This is a genomic window from Oceanobacillus manasiensis (assembly GCF_000724085.1).
GTDB classification, from domain to species: Bacteria; Bacillota; Bacilli; order Bacillales; family Amphibacillaceae; genus Oceanobacillus_B; species Oceanobacillus_B manasiensis.
In genome coordinates this window covers 1,130,394-1,145,923 of record NZ_CCDL010000001.1, presented here as the reverse complement: position 1 = coordinate 1,145,923, position 15,530 = coordinate 1,130,394, and the positions used below count along the sequence as shown (strand labels likewise).

Genomic DNA, 15,530 nt, shown 5'->3' with positions numbered 1-15,530 from the left:
TTCTTCTTTATTTTAAGCCCCCATCTCATCCAATTAAAGAGGATGTTTTTCCGTTACAAAGGAAGTTGGTAAGCGTTTCCTTAGGAAAGGTTTTAATCAGGGTGTTAAAAAGGCTGTAATGAAGTTCTTAAAATAGAAAAAGCGCAAAGGCGGCCCTTTACACTTTTCTTAAGATCGTTATAACGTCTGTTGGTGACTTGCTTGCAACTAATTGTTGAATAATATCTTTATTGTCGACTAGTTGAATGATTTTTTGATACATGGGACCTAACTCTTCTTGGTTGTTTTGTGCAACATGAAGTAAGAATACAACCTGCACTTTATTCTGGCCCCATTCTATCGGTTCTTTTAAAATACAAACCGACCAAAACGTTTGATCTGACTGTGGATTCATTGGATGAGGAATAGCTACCAAATTTCCATAACTAGTAGAAGCAGCTTCCTCCCTACTCATCACAGAAGATACAAAGGTATCTTTAACGATTTTCTTTTCCATTAGTTTGTTACCAAGAAATGTGATGACCTCTTCAGGATTAGTAAGCTCTTGGCCTAGGAAAATACGCGAAGGCTCTAAATATTTGGCTACAATGTCTTCTCCACTTTCTTCTAAATGATTACTTATATTTGCCAAATCCTTGCTATCCAATATTGTACTTACTACCACATGAGGAATTGTAATATTGTCAGGCAAAGGAACGGTACTTATAATTAGGTCAATGTTTTGTTCTGAATAACTATCTAAATTGTGTAGTTCTGTCGTCCCTACAATTGTTAGATGCTCTCCCATTTTTGCTCTTAATTTGTAAAATAACAATTTGGAGCTTCCCATCCCTGTTGTACACACAATCAAGCAACGGGTTGGCCAAACTTTTAACTTATTCCGTTCGATCGCAGCACCAATATGCATGGCAATATAGCCAACTTCATTTTCATCTATTTCAATTTGATGGCGCTTTTCGATTATTTTACCCGCGATAATACCGGCTTCAAAGGCAATAGGGTGGTTTTCTTTTATCGCATTAAGAATAGGATTTCTCACATTCATCCCATTTTGGTAACGGTAGATTGCTGGTTTCAGATGAATCGCGATACTATAAAAAAGCTCCTCATCCTTTTCAATATCTAATTGCATTTCATTGCTTACTTTGTGAATTACTTCCTTAACTGTTTCAATAATCTCTTTATTGAAGCGATCTAATGTGGTATTTGTATCATTTGGCAGAAATAGTTTAGTTCCTAATAAATGCATAGTTACATAGTAAATTTCAACTTTAGGAAACGTAATAAGCAAGCTTTCCTCAATCCCTTTTATAATAGAACTTGCTACTTGATATTCCTTTGAGTTGGTTATGTCTTTCTCCTCGTTTTTTATGGATGAAACATAATAATTGTTTTTAATTCGTTTACTTGCAATCGCTATATGGATCACTAAGTTACTTAAGGCCATATCTGATAAACTTAGATTGAACTTTCTTAAATTTAGTAAAATGGTTGACTTGATTGTTTCCATTATTTCTGTTGGCAGTAACCAGGAAGCCTCACTAGTTAAATTTAACAGGGACGTTGAATCTCTTTTAAAAACCTCTTCAGATATAGCATACCTAATTTGTTGCTCTTCGCCCTCTATTTTTAAACCATATTTAGGTTTTGTTATCAACTGAAGCTGATATTTTTCAATAATATGTTTCATTTGTTTTATATCATTTTGTAATGTTGATCTACTTATAAACAACTCGTCAGCTAAAGCTTCCATCGTTATATAGTCATTCTGTAATAAGCAGCGCTTTACTAGATATCGTACGCGTTCCTCAGGCTCAACAGGAACGGTAACATCTTTTAACATGACAGATTCAAGTAACGATTTAAATTTTTGATCATCTATAATTTCTAATTGGTATCCATGACCACGGAGTGATTTTATATAGCCACCTGACTTCTGGAGTATTTCGTCTAATAATTTAATATCACTTCTAATCGTTCGAGAGGTTACTTGTAATAGCACTGCTAGCTGTGCACTGGTAATGACTTCTTTTCTTCCTATCAATTGCCTTAACAGCTCTTGCAATCTTTTATTCATATCAAACACCTCTTCTTTTGTTGCTTATACTTTTCTATTATAATAGCGCTTGCATTGTTCAGACATACATTTCATTTCCTAAGCTAAGGAAAAAAAGTACTATAAAACGTGATTCTTCGACAATATTCGATAATCTATCATAGCACAAATTATCTAATTAATTAGTTCTATATACTCGACAGTTACTTTTCACAGAACCATACAGTATTGCAGGATTTAAACCAATAATGTCGAAAATAGATAATAGCTATCTTAAAGTGAGAAATGGGGATATCACTATGTGCAAAATTAGAGGGATTAATAAAGCCGATATTGAAGAAGTTTCCACCTTCATTTCCAAACTAAATAATCGTGAGGAATCACATATTGGGTATTGTGGAACGGATCAAAAAGAGGTTGCAAAATACATGCAAGAGGAAATCACAGATGTACCGTATTTCGATAGCTTTGTTGGTGCATATGAGAATAATCAGCTTGTAGGTGTATTGGGATTTGATGCTGACCTGGAGGATAAAAGCGCGGAAATATGGGGTCCATTTATCAATAAAGATAAGTGGGATATTGTTTTTTCTATGTGGGAAAAAGCTATTTCATTGCTACCAAAGGAGATAGATTCCCTGGAGATGTTCCCAAATTTGAAAAATACTAGAGTGTGCCAACTAGCAAGAGACCTCTCCTTTAATAAATATAGTGATGAAACAATATTGGTTTTCTCACGTAGTAATAGTAATAAGTTGGAGGGAAACCGTCTGGAGGAATTAACTCCAAAACATCACCATACAATGAAACAGCTTCATAATGAAGCATTTCCTAATGCTTATTATGATGGTGAGCAAATAATGAAACGGTTGAACGAAAATAGGAAAGTTTTCGTCATAACCAAAAATGAAGAACTCTCTGGCTATATTTATGTAGAAGCAGAGCCAGAGTTTGGTGAAGCAAGTATTAAATTTTTTGCTGTTGCTCCAATCGTGAGAGGAAAAGGAATTGGAAGACAATTATTAGCGGGATCCTTAAAATGGTTATTTACATTTGAGAGCATGGATTCCATTACACTGTGTGTTAACTCCACAAATCAAAATGCCATTAATTTATATAAAAAAGTTGGTTTCCAGCATCAGCATGACTTGATTTCATTTACTAAGGATGTAGGAAAGAAGTAGGTAATATCACAACAACTTCAACCTACGTAGAAGAAATGAATAATGGTTATATTATTGCAGACTTCATTTTCAATTATTTTTTTTGAATTTATTTTAATAAGCCTCCAAAACACCCATCCTACCTTAAAGGTGATTTTAATTGGTTTTTTGTACTAGATGAGGAGGACTAAATTTGAATATAGATACTGATTCATTGGTTACCTTCCTTATTACGTGGGGAATACCAACTTTCATGATTGTTCAAGCTTATTTAAAAATGGATACAGCTGATAGGAACTCTGCCAAGAAGGATTTTAAATCGCCACATTTTATTTTCACTATCGGCTCCCTTGTAATTGGTTGTTTCTTCGCTTCTCTTGGAAATCTACTGACACTAACTATCATTAAGTTAATTGGAATTTCCTTAATGGTTATAGCAGGCCTTACAATTACGGTTGATATGTGGAGGAAAAATAAAATGAAAAGTATTGTAACACCAGTGCTTATTGCAGTGGCAATTTACTTTTTAATATAGTTATAGAAACTCTAGGGATATTGAGATTCAATGGGTGCTGTGGTTTCACTTGAGCGGAGAGTTTGTATTACGGTGCTCACGCTAGTTTTATATTGGATTTAATAAATTGTATAGAGAATACCAATGAAATTAACCTAAAAACCCTGGCAAGTATTGAAAGAGCAATAAGAATAAGGGGGAGTGAATTGTCTTAATGATTTATGCAGAAATCTTACGTACGATCTCCGTAGTAATACTTATCATAAGTTCTTCCTTTTATTTACGGCAATTGGCAAAAACAAAAAAACAAAGGAAGCTTTCAGCCTATGAATTTACCATGTATATAACCATTCAGATAGCATACCTCTTTTTCGCAATAAGTTTATTGATCTTTATTTTTGCAGAGGTGTGATATATGAAAAAAATATCTCTTGTCGGGAAAATTAATTTTGTGCTAGGAACCATTCTTTTATTATTAGGGATTTACTTTTTTATCCAAGAGCTTTCTGAAGGATTAACATTAATAGATTTTCCTCTATCCATTGCTTTTATGCTTATTGGAATATCTATAATTTTATCATCATTTATTTACAGGAAGGATGTTTAAATGGAAAATATTATAAAACAGGGGATGGCGAACCTATGGAAAGGTAAGGAAGCCGTTGGGGGCAAACTATACTTAACTTCTCACCAGTTAATACATAAGCCACATAAGATCAATATCCAAAGTGACCAAGTTGAATTGAATCTTGTTGATATTGACCACGTAGAATTATACACCAATAAAATTTTCGGGCTTTCCCTTATGAAAAACGGGTTAACAGTCGTTGATAAGGATAGAAATGAATATAAATTTGTGGTGAACAAAAGAGAAGATTGGAAGAATGAGATTGAGAAGCTACTAGGAAACTAGTTAGAAACAAGGGCTGCAATGGCAACCCTTGTTTTTCTGCTGATATTTCTCCGTAAAGGTTCTATTATACAAAAAATCCGCCTTTTTGAAGACAAGGCGAATTTTTCGTTTAAAACTATATTTTTATAGAGAAGCTGATACGCCACCATCAATAAGAAATTCAGAACCTGTTGAATAACTGGATTCATCGGATGCTAAAAATGCTACCATATTAGAAATTTCTTCTGTGTCAGCAGGTTTTCCTAATGGAATGGACTCTTCTAATTTTCTGTACTCTTCTGGGTCTGCATTTTCTAACATTGCGGTTTTAACAGCTCCCGGATGAACGGAGTTTACTCGAATCCCATACTCAGCGAAATCCAATGCTGCACTCTTTGTCATTCCCCTAACAGCATACTTAGATGCAATATAAGCTATCGGTGCATCTCCGGATACTTGAAATGCTTCAACAGAGGAGATATTGACAATGGATCCTTTTTCCACCTGCTTCATGGATGAAACGACTGCTTTCATACCTAAGAATGTTCCAACTTGGTTAACGTCTATGACTTTTCGATACTCTTCTTCAGAGCAATCTTCAATTCGACTTCTTTTACCAAAGGCAGCATTATTTACTAAGATATTTACATTACCGAATGTTCTTTCCGTTTTGTTGACTACATTTTCCCATTCTTCTGCATTAGAAACGTCATGTTTAATAAATTTCACATTTTCGCCTAGTTCACTTTCGAGCTCTTTACCTTCGTTCTCCAAAATATCTGTAAAAACGACTTTAGCTCCTTCATCAACAAACTTACGAACGTGTGAAGCGCCCTGTCCACGTGATCCACCTGTTACGATAGCAACTTTTCCGTCTAATTTACCCATTACATATCTCCTCCTCTGTTATTATTTGTACTTACATTACTAATTGTAACTAATCACCAAATACTTGTAAACGGATTCAATTTACTAAGAAACGTATAGTAACCAGCAGTATTTATATAAAACAAGTTATATAGATTTTTTAAAAACAAGGGCTGCAATGGCAACCCTTGTCTTGTTTATCTACATTTAAAATAATGAATATGCTCCATCGATCGGTAGGATAGCGCCTGTTACAAAGGAGGCTGCCGGTGTGCAGAAGAATGCCACTGCCTGGCCAACTTCCTCCGGTTTTCCAAGTCGCTTCATTGGTGTACGTTCGATAATCGTCTCTGCTTGTCCCTCTGGCAAACTGTCCATTAGTGGCGTGTCGATCCAACCTGGTGCAACTGCATTTACTCGAATGCCTTCATCTGCATATTCGATTGCGAGGGATTTCGTGATTTGACCGATCGCACCTTTACTTGCACTATATGCTGGTGCCATATCAGAACCGAAAATAGCGTACATGGATGAGACATTTATAATGCTGGCAATGTCCGATTTTGCTAAAAGCGGGCGCGCTAAATTACTGATATGGAAAGCAGAATTGGCATTGATGTCCATCACTTTTTTATACGTATCATATTTGTACTGATCTGGCATATTCACACCAGCACCATTAAATAAAATATCTAATTGGGTAAGATCAGAGAAGAATTTCTCGATTTTCTCTTCATCTGTAACATCCATTTCAATTGCTTCTACATCCAAGACATTCGGAATAGTTGTTTCATCTGCTTTCAATCCTAGTGTATAAACCTTCGCACCTAGTTCGGCTAAATGAAAGGCTGTTGCAGTACCTAGTCCTCCATTTGATGTACCCCCAGTTACGACAGCTACTTTATCCTTTAGTATATCTTTTTGATACGTTACATTAGCCATGTTCATTCCTCCTATGTTTATTAGTTCCATAAATGAATCTTCCCAAACTTTTTATAATTAAACCTATATGCCTAGTTCTAAAGCTTGAGTGGGAGAAAAGATATATTGACCCGGAGTCTACTTAGTACTATTTCAGCCCGCCGAAACAACCTCCCCTCACTCGGCAATACTTTTCCGTAAAAAACTTCGTTACGTCCCTTCAACTTTTCATATCACTCCTAATACCAATCTCGCTTATTTTCTAAAAATTCGAATGAATAAAATGTAATTTAATGTTAAAATGAAGCTACGTTCTATTGGGAGGTAACAATATGTTAAAAATACTTAGAAACATTTTAAGTGTAATAACGATATTACTAGCTGCTTATGGATTAATTACAGGAAATTTTGAGTTCCAACCATTTATGATTTTATCTTTGGGATTATTGATGTTGGTAATAGGACTGATTGAATTTAGAAAAGGGAGAAAGAATTATGGTTGGATAAGTATTTTTACTTTCTTCTTTTTATTATTTGTATCAATTCAAACATTTTTATGGAGATAACTGGTCAGGAAAGGGATGGATTTTTTTGTTTAAAACGGAGAGATGTTATATAAATAGCTTTAAAGAAACAGATTTTGCCGATGTACAAAAACTATTTGTGAATCAGGATGTAAGAAAATACCTTGGAGGTATACGGGATGAAGAATCGATTATAGGGCAATTACAAAGCATGCTAAATCCGTCTGATAGTGCTTTTTATTGGGTCATTAGAGAGAAACAAACAGACAATTTTATTGGTTTAGTATCTCTGGATCCTCATCATGAAGGTGCTTTTCTTGAGGTTTCTTATCAATTTTTACCAGTTTGGTGGGGGAAAGGTTATGCAACAGAGTCAGTTCTTCCAATTATTCAATTCGCTTTTAATAATTTAAATCAGAAGAAGTTACTTGCTGAAACACAAACTGCAAATAAAGGCTCTTGTAGACTCTTGGAAAAATTGGGTATGCAATTAGAACGCAAGACTATTAGATTCGGTGCTGAACAATCAATTTATTCAATAAAACCATACCAGAATATTGAATTCTAATTATGAGTTTAGATTGTGTTCTATTAAAACTATAGGGTGCTTCATTACAAAGTGAGCTCGTTCATACTAAAACTTAAACAGTGAACTTTTAATATAATTTAATAAATGTTACTTGAAGGTATCACAATGGGATATAGAAGGAGAAAATCTATGTTTAAATTTGCTGTGATTTTTGTACACGGATTGATATTCATATTTGCAACACTTATTAGCTTAGGTGGACATATTAGCATTGCTCCACCTGACCCAAGTAGAATGCCCGCTGTTATCTTTACCGCGTTTGCGACTTTTAATGTCATTGTAATTATATCCATTTTTGTACAACTAAAGGTTAAAAAAGTATGGGTGTTTTTAGTTACAGCTTTAGGTTTAATGGTTTTATTATATTTCTTACCACATATAGTGCTTTACATTGAGGACATTTTAAGAGGTTAGCTCACCAAATATATATTGAAGTACAGGGTGTTTTAACAAACAAGAAAATCGTCAACTTGGCGGGAACTCTTAACAAAATGCTCAGTATAGTTGAACAAGCAAAAATATTAGAGGTGAAAATATAAGTGGATATTAGACTTGCTGAAGCAAGAGACATTACTCAATTAATAGAAATGCGATGGGATAATACCATTGAATTTGATGAGAGCAAAAAAGACGCGTCCTACGAAGAATTTGAAAAGGAGTGTCAGACATTCTTAGAAAATGCACTAAATAGCAATCAGTGGTTTATTTGGGTTGCTGAGGATAACAAGAGAATTGTTTCTCATATATACATTGAATTAATACATAAAGTGCCAAGGCCTGGTAGGGTTACTCACCCATTTGCATATATGACCAACGTATACACGATTCCAGAATATCGAAATGGAGGACTCGGAAGTAACGTATTAAGTACAATAAATAATTGGATAAAAGAGAATAAATATGAATTTGTAATTGTGTGGCCGAGTGATGAAGCCACTAATTACTACAAGAAAAATGGTTACGTTCATTGCACTGAGCCAATGGAATACTATCCTTCTTGAACGGTGGCGTTTGCTGAATAAGAGCCTTCCTATGTTCAAGTAATGTGGCTATAGTTAAATAAAAAAGATATGAAAAGTTAATCCATTTGCAGGTTATTTAGAAGAGGTGGTTAGAATATGGATGCAGTTTTGGATTTAATACGCTCAGTATCCACGATAATTTTTTTCTCCTTAAAGGATATAACGGAGGAAGATGTAGAAAAGAATCTAGAGTATTTAAAGCATAATAAGTGGTTTCAAGATTTCCTTGATGATGAAGAATATAGTAAATTGATTCTTAATAATACGGATGTTCGCAAAGTAATAGGAAGTATTGACACTAAAAAAATGTCAAAACCAAAATATAATAAAAATCAGCAAAAGAGGCTTAAAAGAGAACTTGAAAAACAACTAGACAACAAACACTAACTTTAGAGTCTTTTGTTATGTCGCTATCAGATGCTTTAACACAATAAGCAAATCGTCTATACTTTGCACTATTTTAAGAAATACAGCAGGTTAATGAAATGTAATATGTTAAAAAAAACAGGGGGACCAGGTGAATAAATACCAAAGACTTTCTGTTTATATTTCAATTGTAGCACTTGCCTTCTTCTTAGTATATCTTTAATGACACACCATTGGGGATACTTTTTATGGAGTTTATTACCTGTTTTTATGGTTTTAATGGCTACGTTTTTCATTAAGAAAGATATGGAAAATAATAGAAAATAAAGAATTCTTTTTAAGTGATGGTTTGCATGCGTTAAACAACGCGATTATTATCACAATCGTTTTTTTCCGCTTTATATCTTAGAACATTATGTCATTATCTGAATTAAGCTTCTTTATCTATAATAGTAGCTTCATTGAGTAAGAAGGTATTTCATATATATAACTTTTTATTTTTCCTTTTGTTATTGTCGTTTAACGCGATAGCCTTGTTTGGAGAGGAATCTGTGAAGGTGGCGTACTGTTCAATTCAGTTTGCAGCTTTTGTTAATTTTAATGAAATTACCTGTTGGTCTAGCCCAAATCATGTATTAGTCGTAATATTTTTTTCATATCTTGACCAGTAAAATCGGCCATAGACTGATCTACAGGCATCCTATTTTCTTCATAAGCAATAACAGGAATCTTCGCTGCTTTTGCTGCTAGTATTCCTGAATAAGAATCTTCAATAGCAATACTCTCTTGTGGAGACACTTTTAATTTATTCAACGTATGAAGGTAAATTTCAGGATTTGGTTTGCTCTCAGGGAAATTCTCTCCACTAACAATAATATCAAAATAGGTAAAAATATTGCATTCCTTTAATATTCTATGAATATGCTTTTCTGGAGAAGAAGACGCCACTGCCAATTTAATCTTCTTTGATTTAGCATAGCTTAATATACCTAATATATCTTCTCTAAATATACTTATGTAATTAATTTCCTCATATCTTTGTTCTATAAATATAGTAAACTTGTCTATTAGGTCTTTCATTGAACACTTATTACCAATCAGTTTAAGCATATTTCCATATAAGTCGTTGTATGATTTCCCAATCAGTTCACTTAACTCCTCTTCATTTGTTGAACCGCCCTCCTTTAATATAAACTCTTTTTGAAATTTATAATCAAGAATCTCCGAGTCTACTATGACGCCATCCATGTCAAAAATAATAGCCTTCAGCAAAAAATCCCTCCTGTTTCTACATATTAATTTGATCAGCATCAACTATAGGATGCGTTAACACAATAAGCAAATCGTCTATACTGTGCTCTATTTTAACAAATACGGCAGGTTAATGAAATGAAATACATTAAAATAAATCAGAATATTTTAATCCTTTAAAAAGGGGGTATTTAAAGTGACTAAATACCAAAGACGTTCTGTTTATATTTAAATTGTAGCACTTGCCTTCTTCTTAGTATTATCTTTAATTACACACCATTGGGGATTCTTTTTATGGAGTTTATTACCTGTTCTTATGGTTTTAATGACTACGTTTTCCATTAAGAAAGATAAAGAAAACAATAAAAAATAAAGATTTCCTTTTTAAGTAATGGATTGCACGCGTTAAACAACACGATTACCATACGATCGCTTTTTTATCAGAATTATATGTTAGAATATTATGGTAATACCCAGTTCTTGGATACGGTCTTAAATTAATAGTTAAATAGGAGGTTTACAATGAAAATAAAATCAGTATTACTTTTAGGTACTGCAGGGGTGCTTGCATTTTCAATTGGGTTCTTGAGTGAATCGGAAAATGCGGAGGCCAAAGAACTACCGAAACTGGATGGTTCTGCTTTAGAGCTGACAGACTTCAATAACGGCGATCAGTATCGTGTTGTAACTGCCACAGAACAGGAAATATATGAAGCTAAGGGCCGGAACATTACGATAACAGCTGAAGAACAACATATGGTAGAAAATTCATCGGATGTATCAGGGTTTATATCACAAGAACATGGACAAGGCTTCTATTTTAAAAAGAAATAAATCCTTATACACGAATAAAACCATTTGAATAGTTTTCTCTTTGTTTAAAATATGTGCTTTTAATTATTTTATTACAGTTGTTACTTCCAAATTCAATGAAAAAAGCTGCCATCAAGGCAGCTTTTAAATTTCTAAACTTAATCCTTATTATACAGATAGGTAAGCATTTGAAGTTGTCGTTTCATTTCCACCTTCCTATTATTGATCACCCTGCAGCTGTTCAATAACATGCTCAGTAGCTTTTTCGATTAATGTATCATCAAAATCTGCATCTGTTGTATCACGACTGGAGAGGATGGCAATAACAATTGGCTCTTTCTGATTAGGAGGCCATATCACAGCGACATCATTTCTTGTGCCGTAACCCCCTGCTCCGCTCTTATCTCCTACTTTCCAGTCTTCCGGAACTCCAGCGCGAATCAACGTATCTCCAGCTTCATTTCCTGTTATCCAATCAGTTAGCAAATCTCGCTTGTCCTTAGGAAGCAAATCACTTAGTACATATTTTTGCAGACTTTCAGCAAGTGCTTGTGGGGTGCTCGTATCTTGAGTATCTCCCGGTGCTGCTTCATTTAAATCTGGCTCTATTCGATCTACTTCTATTGTTTCATCACCAATTTCTCTTAAAATTTCTTCCAGTCCCTCTGGTCCTCCCAGCTCTTCCAATAAAAGATTTCCTGCTGTATTATCACTGTAGCGAATAGCAGCTTCCATGATTTCTTTTAGTTCCATCCCATCATCTACATGGTTCTCCGTCACAGGAGAGTATGTTATTAAATCATCTTCAGAATAAGTGATTACCTTCTCCAATTCCTCCTTTGGTTTTGTTTGTAAAATGGCTCCTGCTGCTAAGACCTTAAAAGTCGATGCATAGGCAAATCTTTCATTTGAACGATAGGTAACTGTCTGATCAGATTCTGTATCAATAGCATACACCCCAAGCCTTGCATCAAATTCAGCCTCCAGTTCTTTAAAAATTTCCTCGCTTTGAGGTGCCTGTTCTGGAACTTCAGAACTTTCCTCACTGTTCTCCACCTCATTAGAGCAGCCTGCTAACCCTATCACCATAATAAATAACAATAAGGATAATAACCTCTTATTAAAAATATCTTGAAAATGTATCATCTAAAATCCTCCTAAATTCTCTTTGACTACAATTGTAATACAATACTACATTTGTAGTCCGAATGTGTCAATTCTTATTTTCACCTTTATTCTCAGAAGATTGATAGCTTCGCTTTAGAGTGCTAGAATTTAATGTATTACAAATGTAATTCAAAATAACTTTCGGTAAAAAGTTTATACCACAATGAAGAATGGAGACGAAGCATGTTTATTACCACGCTTATTACTGGTTTCATCATTTCTTCCATTACAGTTGGGTTTATTTTGCTTATTAAAAAGCTATTCCAAAAGCATTTATCTGCTAAATGGCAATATAATCTATGGTATCTATTGCTTGTTGCTTTAGCCATTCCATTTATACCTAGCCGCTTCATTCCTGCAGGCAATCTATTCAATGCATTTACGGGCAGTCAGTCTATAGAAGGTAGTCCCGATTCCATAAATAACACAACGTCCGGAAACGGGGTGACAAACGCAAATTGGTTGCAGGATTTTTCCGTAACGGTTACCCAGACAAATACGGAGCTGTTAAATGAGATTGTCGCTGGAATATGGATTGCTGGTGCTATCGTGTTCACCGGGCTTTCTATACATGCATGGTTGAATTTAAAAGGAATTAAAAGGTCTATTTCTCAAGTGGAAAATAAAGACATCCTTGACCTTTTCAAAACATCTAAACAACAGTTAAATATCTCGAAAAATATATTATTAGGCGTTTCAGATGAAGTACGTTCGCCTCTGACATTCGGGTTACGTAGAACTTTTGTTATATTACCGGCAAATTTTGAAGAATGGTTGTCTAAAGATAACATCAAACATATCTTCTTACATGAATTAAACCATTATAAATATAAGGATATCCCTACCAACTATTTGATGGTTTTCTTTCAAATCATCTACTGGTTCAATCCTTTAGTTTGGATTGCATTTAAAGAAATGCGCCAGGACCGTGAGATCGCATGTGATTACGCTGTATTAACCTCTTTGGATGACCAAAGCTATAAGAAATATGGAAAGACAATCATTCATTTTATCGATAAATCACCCAGTCACAAGTACAATAAACTGGCAAATCAATTAAATGGATCTAAAAAGCAAATAAAGAAACGGATTATAGAAATTGCCTCCTTTAAAGAAGACTCTAAATTATTGCATGCCAAAAGCATTGGTATTTTCTTGCTGGTCGGAATATTTGTAGTCACACAGATTCCGCTTGCTTCTGTGATGGCAAATGACAATAATCGTTATACAACTTTTAACCATGAACAGACAAACGAAGAAGATCTCAGTGCCTATTTTCAAAATTACGATGGCAGTTTTGTTCTATATGACATGCAGGAAGATGCTTATCATATCTACGATAAAGATCAGAGCACGTTGAGAATTTCTCCTGATTCTACCTATAAAATCTATAGTGCATTATTCGGATTAGAGGAGAACATCATAACACCGGAACAGAATACCATCGAATGGGATGGGACCGAACATCCTTATGATCAATGGAATGAAGACCAAAATTTAGAAACTGCTTTAAATCGTTCTGTTAATTGGTATTTCAAGCAGTTGGATCAAAAAATGGGTCTAGATAGCATTCAATCCAATCTAAACCAAATCCATTATGGAAACCAGGATGTTTCTGGAGGACTTGAACAATACTGGCTGGAATCTACTTTGAAAATTTCACCAGTGGAACAAGTGGAGCTATTACAGTCACTCTATAACAAAAGTTTTGACTTTCAGGAAGCCCACATTGTGGCTGTCAAAAATGGATTGCAAATGGAAGAAAAGAACGGCGCTACACTCTATGGAAAGACGGGAACAGGTAATGTGAATGGCAAGGATATAAACGGCTGGTTTATTGGTTTTGTCGAAACAGAAACAAACACGTATTTCTTTGCAACCAATCTTCAAGATGAGGATAATGCCTCTGGAAGTGTAGCAACAGAAATAACCTTAGCTATTTTAAATGATAAGCAAATTTATGATGAATAAAACCGAGGTGAGACACATGACGGAAAAAGTACCCAGCATTTCTGAAGCAGAATGGGAAGTAATGAATGTACTGTGGCAAAAGTGGCCGCAAACAGCCAATGACGTGATTACCTCCTTGCAGGGGCAAAAAGATTGGAAAGCCAAGACCGTACGCACACTTTTAGACCGATTGGTGCAAAAAGGCGTTGTCCATGTCGATAAAGAGCATCGGGTGTATACTTTCTATCCTCTTTATTCCCAGGATGATTGCCAGCGCGCAGAAGCAGAATCCTTCATTAAACGTATATATGGCGGTACTGTAAAATCAATGCTTGTCCAGTTTATTGAAGAAGATTCTTTATCCGAGGAAGATATTGAGGAATTAAAATCGATTTTAGATGAAAAACCGAAAAAGAAAAAATAACCATTAATACACGTCCCTTCAATTCTTTATCTAACTCCCAGATATTTCGGATAGTTACATTTTCCGATAATAACAAAGGAATTAATTGGAAGTTAATGTTAAAATAAAGATACATTTTTGCACTCCTTGTATAAATTAGTTGAAATGGGGATTAAAGATGAAATTGAAATACCATACTGCGTTTGGTAAGGTACTTTATTGGTTAGGTTTTCTATTTTTTATTTCTGGATTATTATTTTTTAGTAAGGATGGCGTGATGGCAGAAGATATTCCTGAAGCCCTCTATCCTTTTGCATTACCAGCAACCATTATAGGGATAATCCTCTTGCTTAGTTCTCATTTCTTTAAAAAGAAGAACGATTAGTGGCTTAATTTGGTAACTCCCCCTTCCTTTAAATACATTTTCCTGTATTGACTTGACTAATTTTAAGAAACAGATATAATTAGTAACACTTAATATCTGCATAACAAAGATTTGTTTAAACATTTCGGAGTATAAGAACAAAGGCTATGAAAAGAAAAAGTAGTAATCATGTAAACGGACAGAAAGTTACCGGTTGATGAGAGGTACACGTTGAACGATTATGAATACGTCTTGGAGCTGTGTACCGAAAGGGATTTCCTTAGTAGGCTACACCGGTGTAGCACCCGTGATCATGTGCTAAAGTATCGTCACATGACTGTACTTACTGAGGTAAGCAATGTAAATTGCTTATAAATTAAAGGTGGTAACACGAGATAATCGTCCTTTTGGTTAATCCAAAGGGGCGTTTTTTTTTATCCTTTGTTCTTATAGAACTTGCAATGTTAGAAATAATATTTCAAGGAGATGTTAATATGTTAGTAAAACCTGAAGAACAACTAAGAATCATCATGAAAGGTGTTCATGAAGTAGTAAACGAAGAAGAATTACTGGCTAAAGTGAACTACTCCCACCACTTACCACCCTTATGGGTTGCTTGAAGTGGGGGCTTCTTGGGTAATCGCCACTTTTGATAGCTGACGAAATGG

At 34.6% G+C, this 15,530-nt stretch carries 19 protein-coding genes and 1 other annotated feature; of the genes, 14 read left to right on the top strand and 5 right to left on the bottom strand.

Annotated features, from left to right (window positions below; genetic code table 11):
• Window positions 1-157 precede the first annotated feature (157 nt).
• Complete coding sequence (locus BN985_RS05710) at window positions 158-2,077, bottom strand: BglG family transcription antiterminator (RefSeq protein WP_042221679.1); 1,920 nt, start codon at window positions 2,075-2,077, stop codon at window positions 158-160.
• A 278-nt stretch (window positions 2,078-2,355) separates the two neighbouring features.
• On the opposite strand from BN985_RS05710, the gene BN985_RS05705 reads away from it, so the two are divergent.
• The 4 genes from BN985_RS05705 (at window position 2,356) to BN985_RS05685 (ending at window position 4,646) form a co-directional block, all read left to right on the top strand.
• Entirely contained in the window at window positions 2,356-3,240 is an 885-nt protein-coding gene (locus BN985_RS05705) for a GNAT family N-acetyltransferase (protein ID WP_042221677.1), read from the top strand.
• Between the two features lie 172 nt (window positions 3,241-3,412).
• Entirely contained in the window at window positions 3,413-3,754 is a 342-nt protein-coding gene (locus BN985_RS05700) for a hypothetical protein (protein ID WP_042221675.1), read from the top strand.
• 394 nt (window positions 3,755-4,148) lie between these two features.
• Window positions 4,149-4,340, top strand: coding sequence for a hypothetical protein (locus BN985_RS05690; RefSeq protein WP_042221671.1), 192 nt, complete (start codon window positions 4,149-4,151; stop codon window positions 4,338-4,340).
• Window positions 4,341-4,646 (top strand): GRAM domain-containing protein, encoded by a 306-nt coding sequence (locus tag BN985_RS05685; protein ID WP_042221669.1) that lies wholly within the window; start codon window positions 4,341-4,343, stop codon window positions 4,644-4,646.
• A 123-nt stretch (window positions 4,647-4,769) separates the two neighbouring features.
• On the opposite strand, the gene BN985_RS05680 is transcribed toward BN985_RS05685, so the two are convergent.
• Window positions 4,770-5,513 (bottom strand): glucose 1-dehydrogenase, encoded by a 744-nt coding sequence (locus tag BN985_RS05680; protein ID WP_042221667.1) that lies wholly within the window; start codon window positions 5,511-5,513, stop codon window positions 4,770-4,772.
• A 186-nt stretch (window positions 5,514-5,699) separates the two neighbouring features.
• A complete protein-coding gene (locus BN985_RS05675; protein WP_332257441.1) occupies window positions 5,700-6,464 on the bottom strand; it encodes an SDR family NAD(P)-dependent oxidoreductase in 765 nt (254 codons plus the stop codon).
• Window positions 6,465-6,745: 281 nt separating this feature from the next.
• Between BN985_RS05675 and BN985_RS05670 the strand changes: the two genes are divergently transcribed.
• The 5 genes from BN985_RS05670 (at window position 6,746) to BN985_RS05650 (ending at window position 8,935) form a co-directional block, all read left to right on the top strand.
• The gene (locus tag BN985_RS05670) at window positions 6,746-6,979 is read left to right on the top strand and encodes a DUF3953 domain-containing protein (protein WP_042221663.1); all 234 of its coding nucleotides are present in this window, start codon (window positions 6,746-6,748) and stop codon (window positions 6,977-6,979) included.
• A gap of 25 nt (window positions 6,980-7,004) precedes the next feature.
• Window positions 7,005-7,505: a GNAT family N-acetyltransferase gene (locus BN985_RS05665; protein WP_042221662.1), complete on the top strand. Its 501-nt coding sequence runs from the start codon at window positions 7,005-7,007 to the stop codon at window positions 7,503-7,505.
• A gap of 150 nt (window positions 7,506-7,655) precedes the next feature.
• Complete coding sequence (locus BN985_RS05660; protein ID WP_042221660.1) at window positions 7,656-7,940, top strand: hypothetical protein; 285 nt, start codon at window positions 7,656-7,658, stop codon at window positions 7,938-7,940.
• 125 nt (window positions 7,941-8,065) lie between these two features.
• Window positions 8,066-8,527 carry a GNAT family N-acetyltransferase gene (locus BN985_RS05655; RefSeq protein ID WP_052360617.1) on the top strand — a complete coding sequence of 154 codons (462 nt, stop codon included), beginning with the start codon at window positions 8,066-8,068 and terminating at the stop codon, window positions 8,525-8,527.
• A gap of 117 nt (window positions 8,528-8,644) precedes the next feature.
• A complete protein-coding gene (locus tag BN985_RS05650; RefSeq protein ID WP_042221658.1) occupies window positions 8,645-8,935 on the top strand; it encodes a hypothetical protein in 291 nt (96 codons plus the stop codon).
• Between the two features lie 597 nt (window positions 8,936-9,532).
• Here the strand turns inward: BN985_RS05650 and BN985_RS05645 are convergent.
• On the bottom strand, window positions 9,533-10,186 hold the full coding sequence (locus BN985_RS05645) for an HAD family hydrolase (protein ID WP_042221657.1): 654 nt from the start codon (window positions 10,184-10,186) through the stop codon (window positions 9,533-9,535).
• A 501-nt stretch (window positions 10,187-10,687) separates the two neighbouring features.
• On the opposite strand from BN985_RS05645, the gene BN985_RS05640 reads away from it, so the two are divergent.
• Window positions 10,688-10,999 carry a hypothetical protein gene (locus tag BN985_RS05640; protein WP_042221656.1) on the top strand — a complete coding sequence of 104 codons (312 nt, stop codon included), beginning with the start codon at window positions 10,688-10,690 and terminating at the stop codon, window positions 10,997-10,999.
• A gap of 198 nt (window positions 11,000-11,197) precedes the next feature.
• Here the strand turns inward: BN985_RS05640 and bla are convergent, their stop codons facing one another.
• Window positions 11,198-12,124, bottom strand: coding sequence for a class A beta-lactamase (gene bla / locus BN985_RS05635; RefSeq protein ID WP_042221654.1), 927 nt, complete (start codon window positions 12,122-12,124; stop codon window positions 11,198-11,200).
• Window positions 12,125-12,328: 204 nt separating this feature from the next.
• On the opposite strand from bla, the gene BN985_RS05630 reads away from it, so the two are divergent.
• The 4 genes from BN985_RS05630 to BN985_RS19475 all read left to right on the top strand — a co-directional run bounded on the left by BN985_RS05630 (window position 12,329) and on the right by BN985_RS19475 (window position 15,482).
• Complete coding sequence (locus tag BN985_RS05630; RefSeq protein ID WP_042221653.1) at window positions 12,329-14,116, top strand: BlaR1 family beta-lactam sensor/signal transducer; 1,788 nt, start codon at window positions 12,329-12,331, stop codon at window positions 14,114-14,116.
• 16 nt (window positions 14,117-14,132) lie between these two features.
• Window positions 14,133-14,519 carry a penicillinase repressor BlaI gene (gene blaI / locus BN985_RS05625; RefSeq protein ID WP_042221651.1) on the top strand — a complete coding sequence of 129 codons (387 nt, stop codon included), beginning with the start codon at window positions 14,133-14,135 and terminating at the stop codon, window positions 14,517-14,519.
• Window positions 14,520-14,676: 157 nt separating this feature from the next.
• A complete protein-coding gene (locus BN985_RS05620) occupies window positions 14,677-14,883 on the top strand; it encodes a hypothetical protein (protein WP_042221649.1) in 207 nt (68 codons plus the stop codon).
• 137 nt (window positions 14,884-15,020) lie between these two features.
• Window positions 15,021-15,272: a binding site (T-box leader), on the top strand.
• 84 nt (window positions 15,273-15,356) lie between these two features.
• Window positions 15,357-15,482 carry a hypothetical protein gene (locus tag BN985_RS19475; RefSeq protein WP_269635261.1) on the top strand — a complete coding sequence of 42 codons (126 nt, stop codon included), beginning with the start codon at window positions 15,357-15,359 and terminating at the stop codon, window positions 15,480-15,482.
• The last annotated feature ends 48 nt before the right edge of the window (window positions 15,483-15,530 follow it).

Excerpts from the sequence above, each read along its gene's own strand:
- blaI (WP_042221651.1), top strand. The coding sequence starts at position 14,133 with ATGACGGAAAAAGTACCCAGCATTTCTGAAGCAGAATGGGAAGTAATG.
- bla (WP_042221654.1), bottom strand. The coding sequence starts at position 12,124 with ATGATACATTTTCAAGATATTTTTAATAAGAGGTTATTATCCTTATTG.
- BN985_RS05630 (WP_042221653.1), top strand. The coding sequence starts at position 12,329 with ATGTTTATTACCACGCTTATTACTGGTTTCATCATTTCTTCCATTACA.
- BN985_RS05710 (WP_042221679.1), bottom strand. The coding sequence starts at position 2,077 with ATGAATAAAAGATTGCAAGAGCTGTTAAGGCAATTGATAGGAAGAAAA.
- BN985_RS05670 (WP_042221663.1), top strand. The coding sequence starts at position 6,746 with ATGTTAAAAATACTTAGAAACATTTTAAGTGTAATAACGATATTACTA.
- BN985_RS05650 (WP_042221658.1), top strand. The coding sequence starts at position 8,645 with ATGGATGCAGTTTTGGATTTAATACGCTCAGTATCCACGATAATTTTT.
- BN985_RS19475 (WP_269635261.1), top strand. The coding sequence starts at position 15,357 with ATGTTAGTAAAACCTGAAGAACAACTAAGAATCATCATGAAAGGTGTT.
- BN985_RS05660 (WP_042221660.1), top strand. The coding sequence starts at position 7,656 with ATGTTTAAATTTGCTGTGATTTTTGTACACGGATTGATATTCATATTT.
- BN985_RS05680 (WP_042221667.1), bottom strand. The coding sequence starts at position 5,513 with ATGGGTAAATTAGACGGAAAAGTTGCTATCGTAACAGGTGGATCACGT.
- BN985_RS05690 (WP_042221671.1), top strand. The coding sequence starts at position 4,149 with ATGAAAAAAATATCTCTTGTCGGGAAAATTAATTTTGTGCTAGGAACC.
- BN985_RS05705 (WP_042221677.1), top strand. The coding sequence starts at position 2,356 with ATGTGCAAAATTAGAGGGATTAATAAAGCCGATATTGAAGAAGTTTCC.
- BN985_RS05675 (WP_332257441.1), bottom strand. The coding sequence starts at position 6,464 with ATGGAACTAATAAACATAGGAGGAATGAACATGGCTAATGTAACGTAT.
- BN985_RS05685 (WP_042221669.1), top strand. The coding sequence starts at position 4,341 with ATGGAAAATATTATAAAACAGGGGATGGCGAACCTATGGAAAGGTAAG.
- BN985_RS05640 (WP_042221656.1), top strand. The coding sequence starts at position 10,688 with ATGAAAATAAAATCAGTATTACTTTTAGGTACTGCAGGGGTGCTTGCA.
- BN985_RS05620 (WP_042221649.1), top strand. The coding sequence starts at position 14,677 with ATGAAATTGAAATACCATACTGCGTTTGGTAAGGTACTTTATTGGTTA.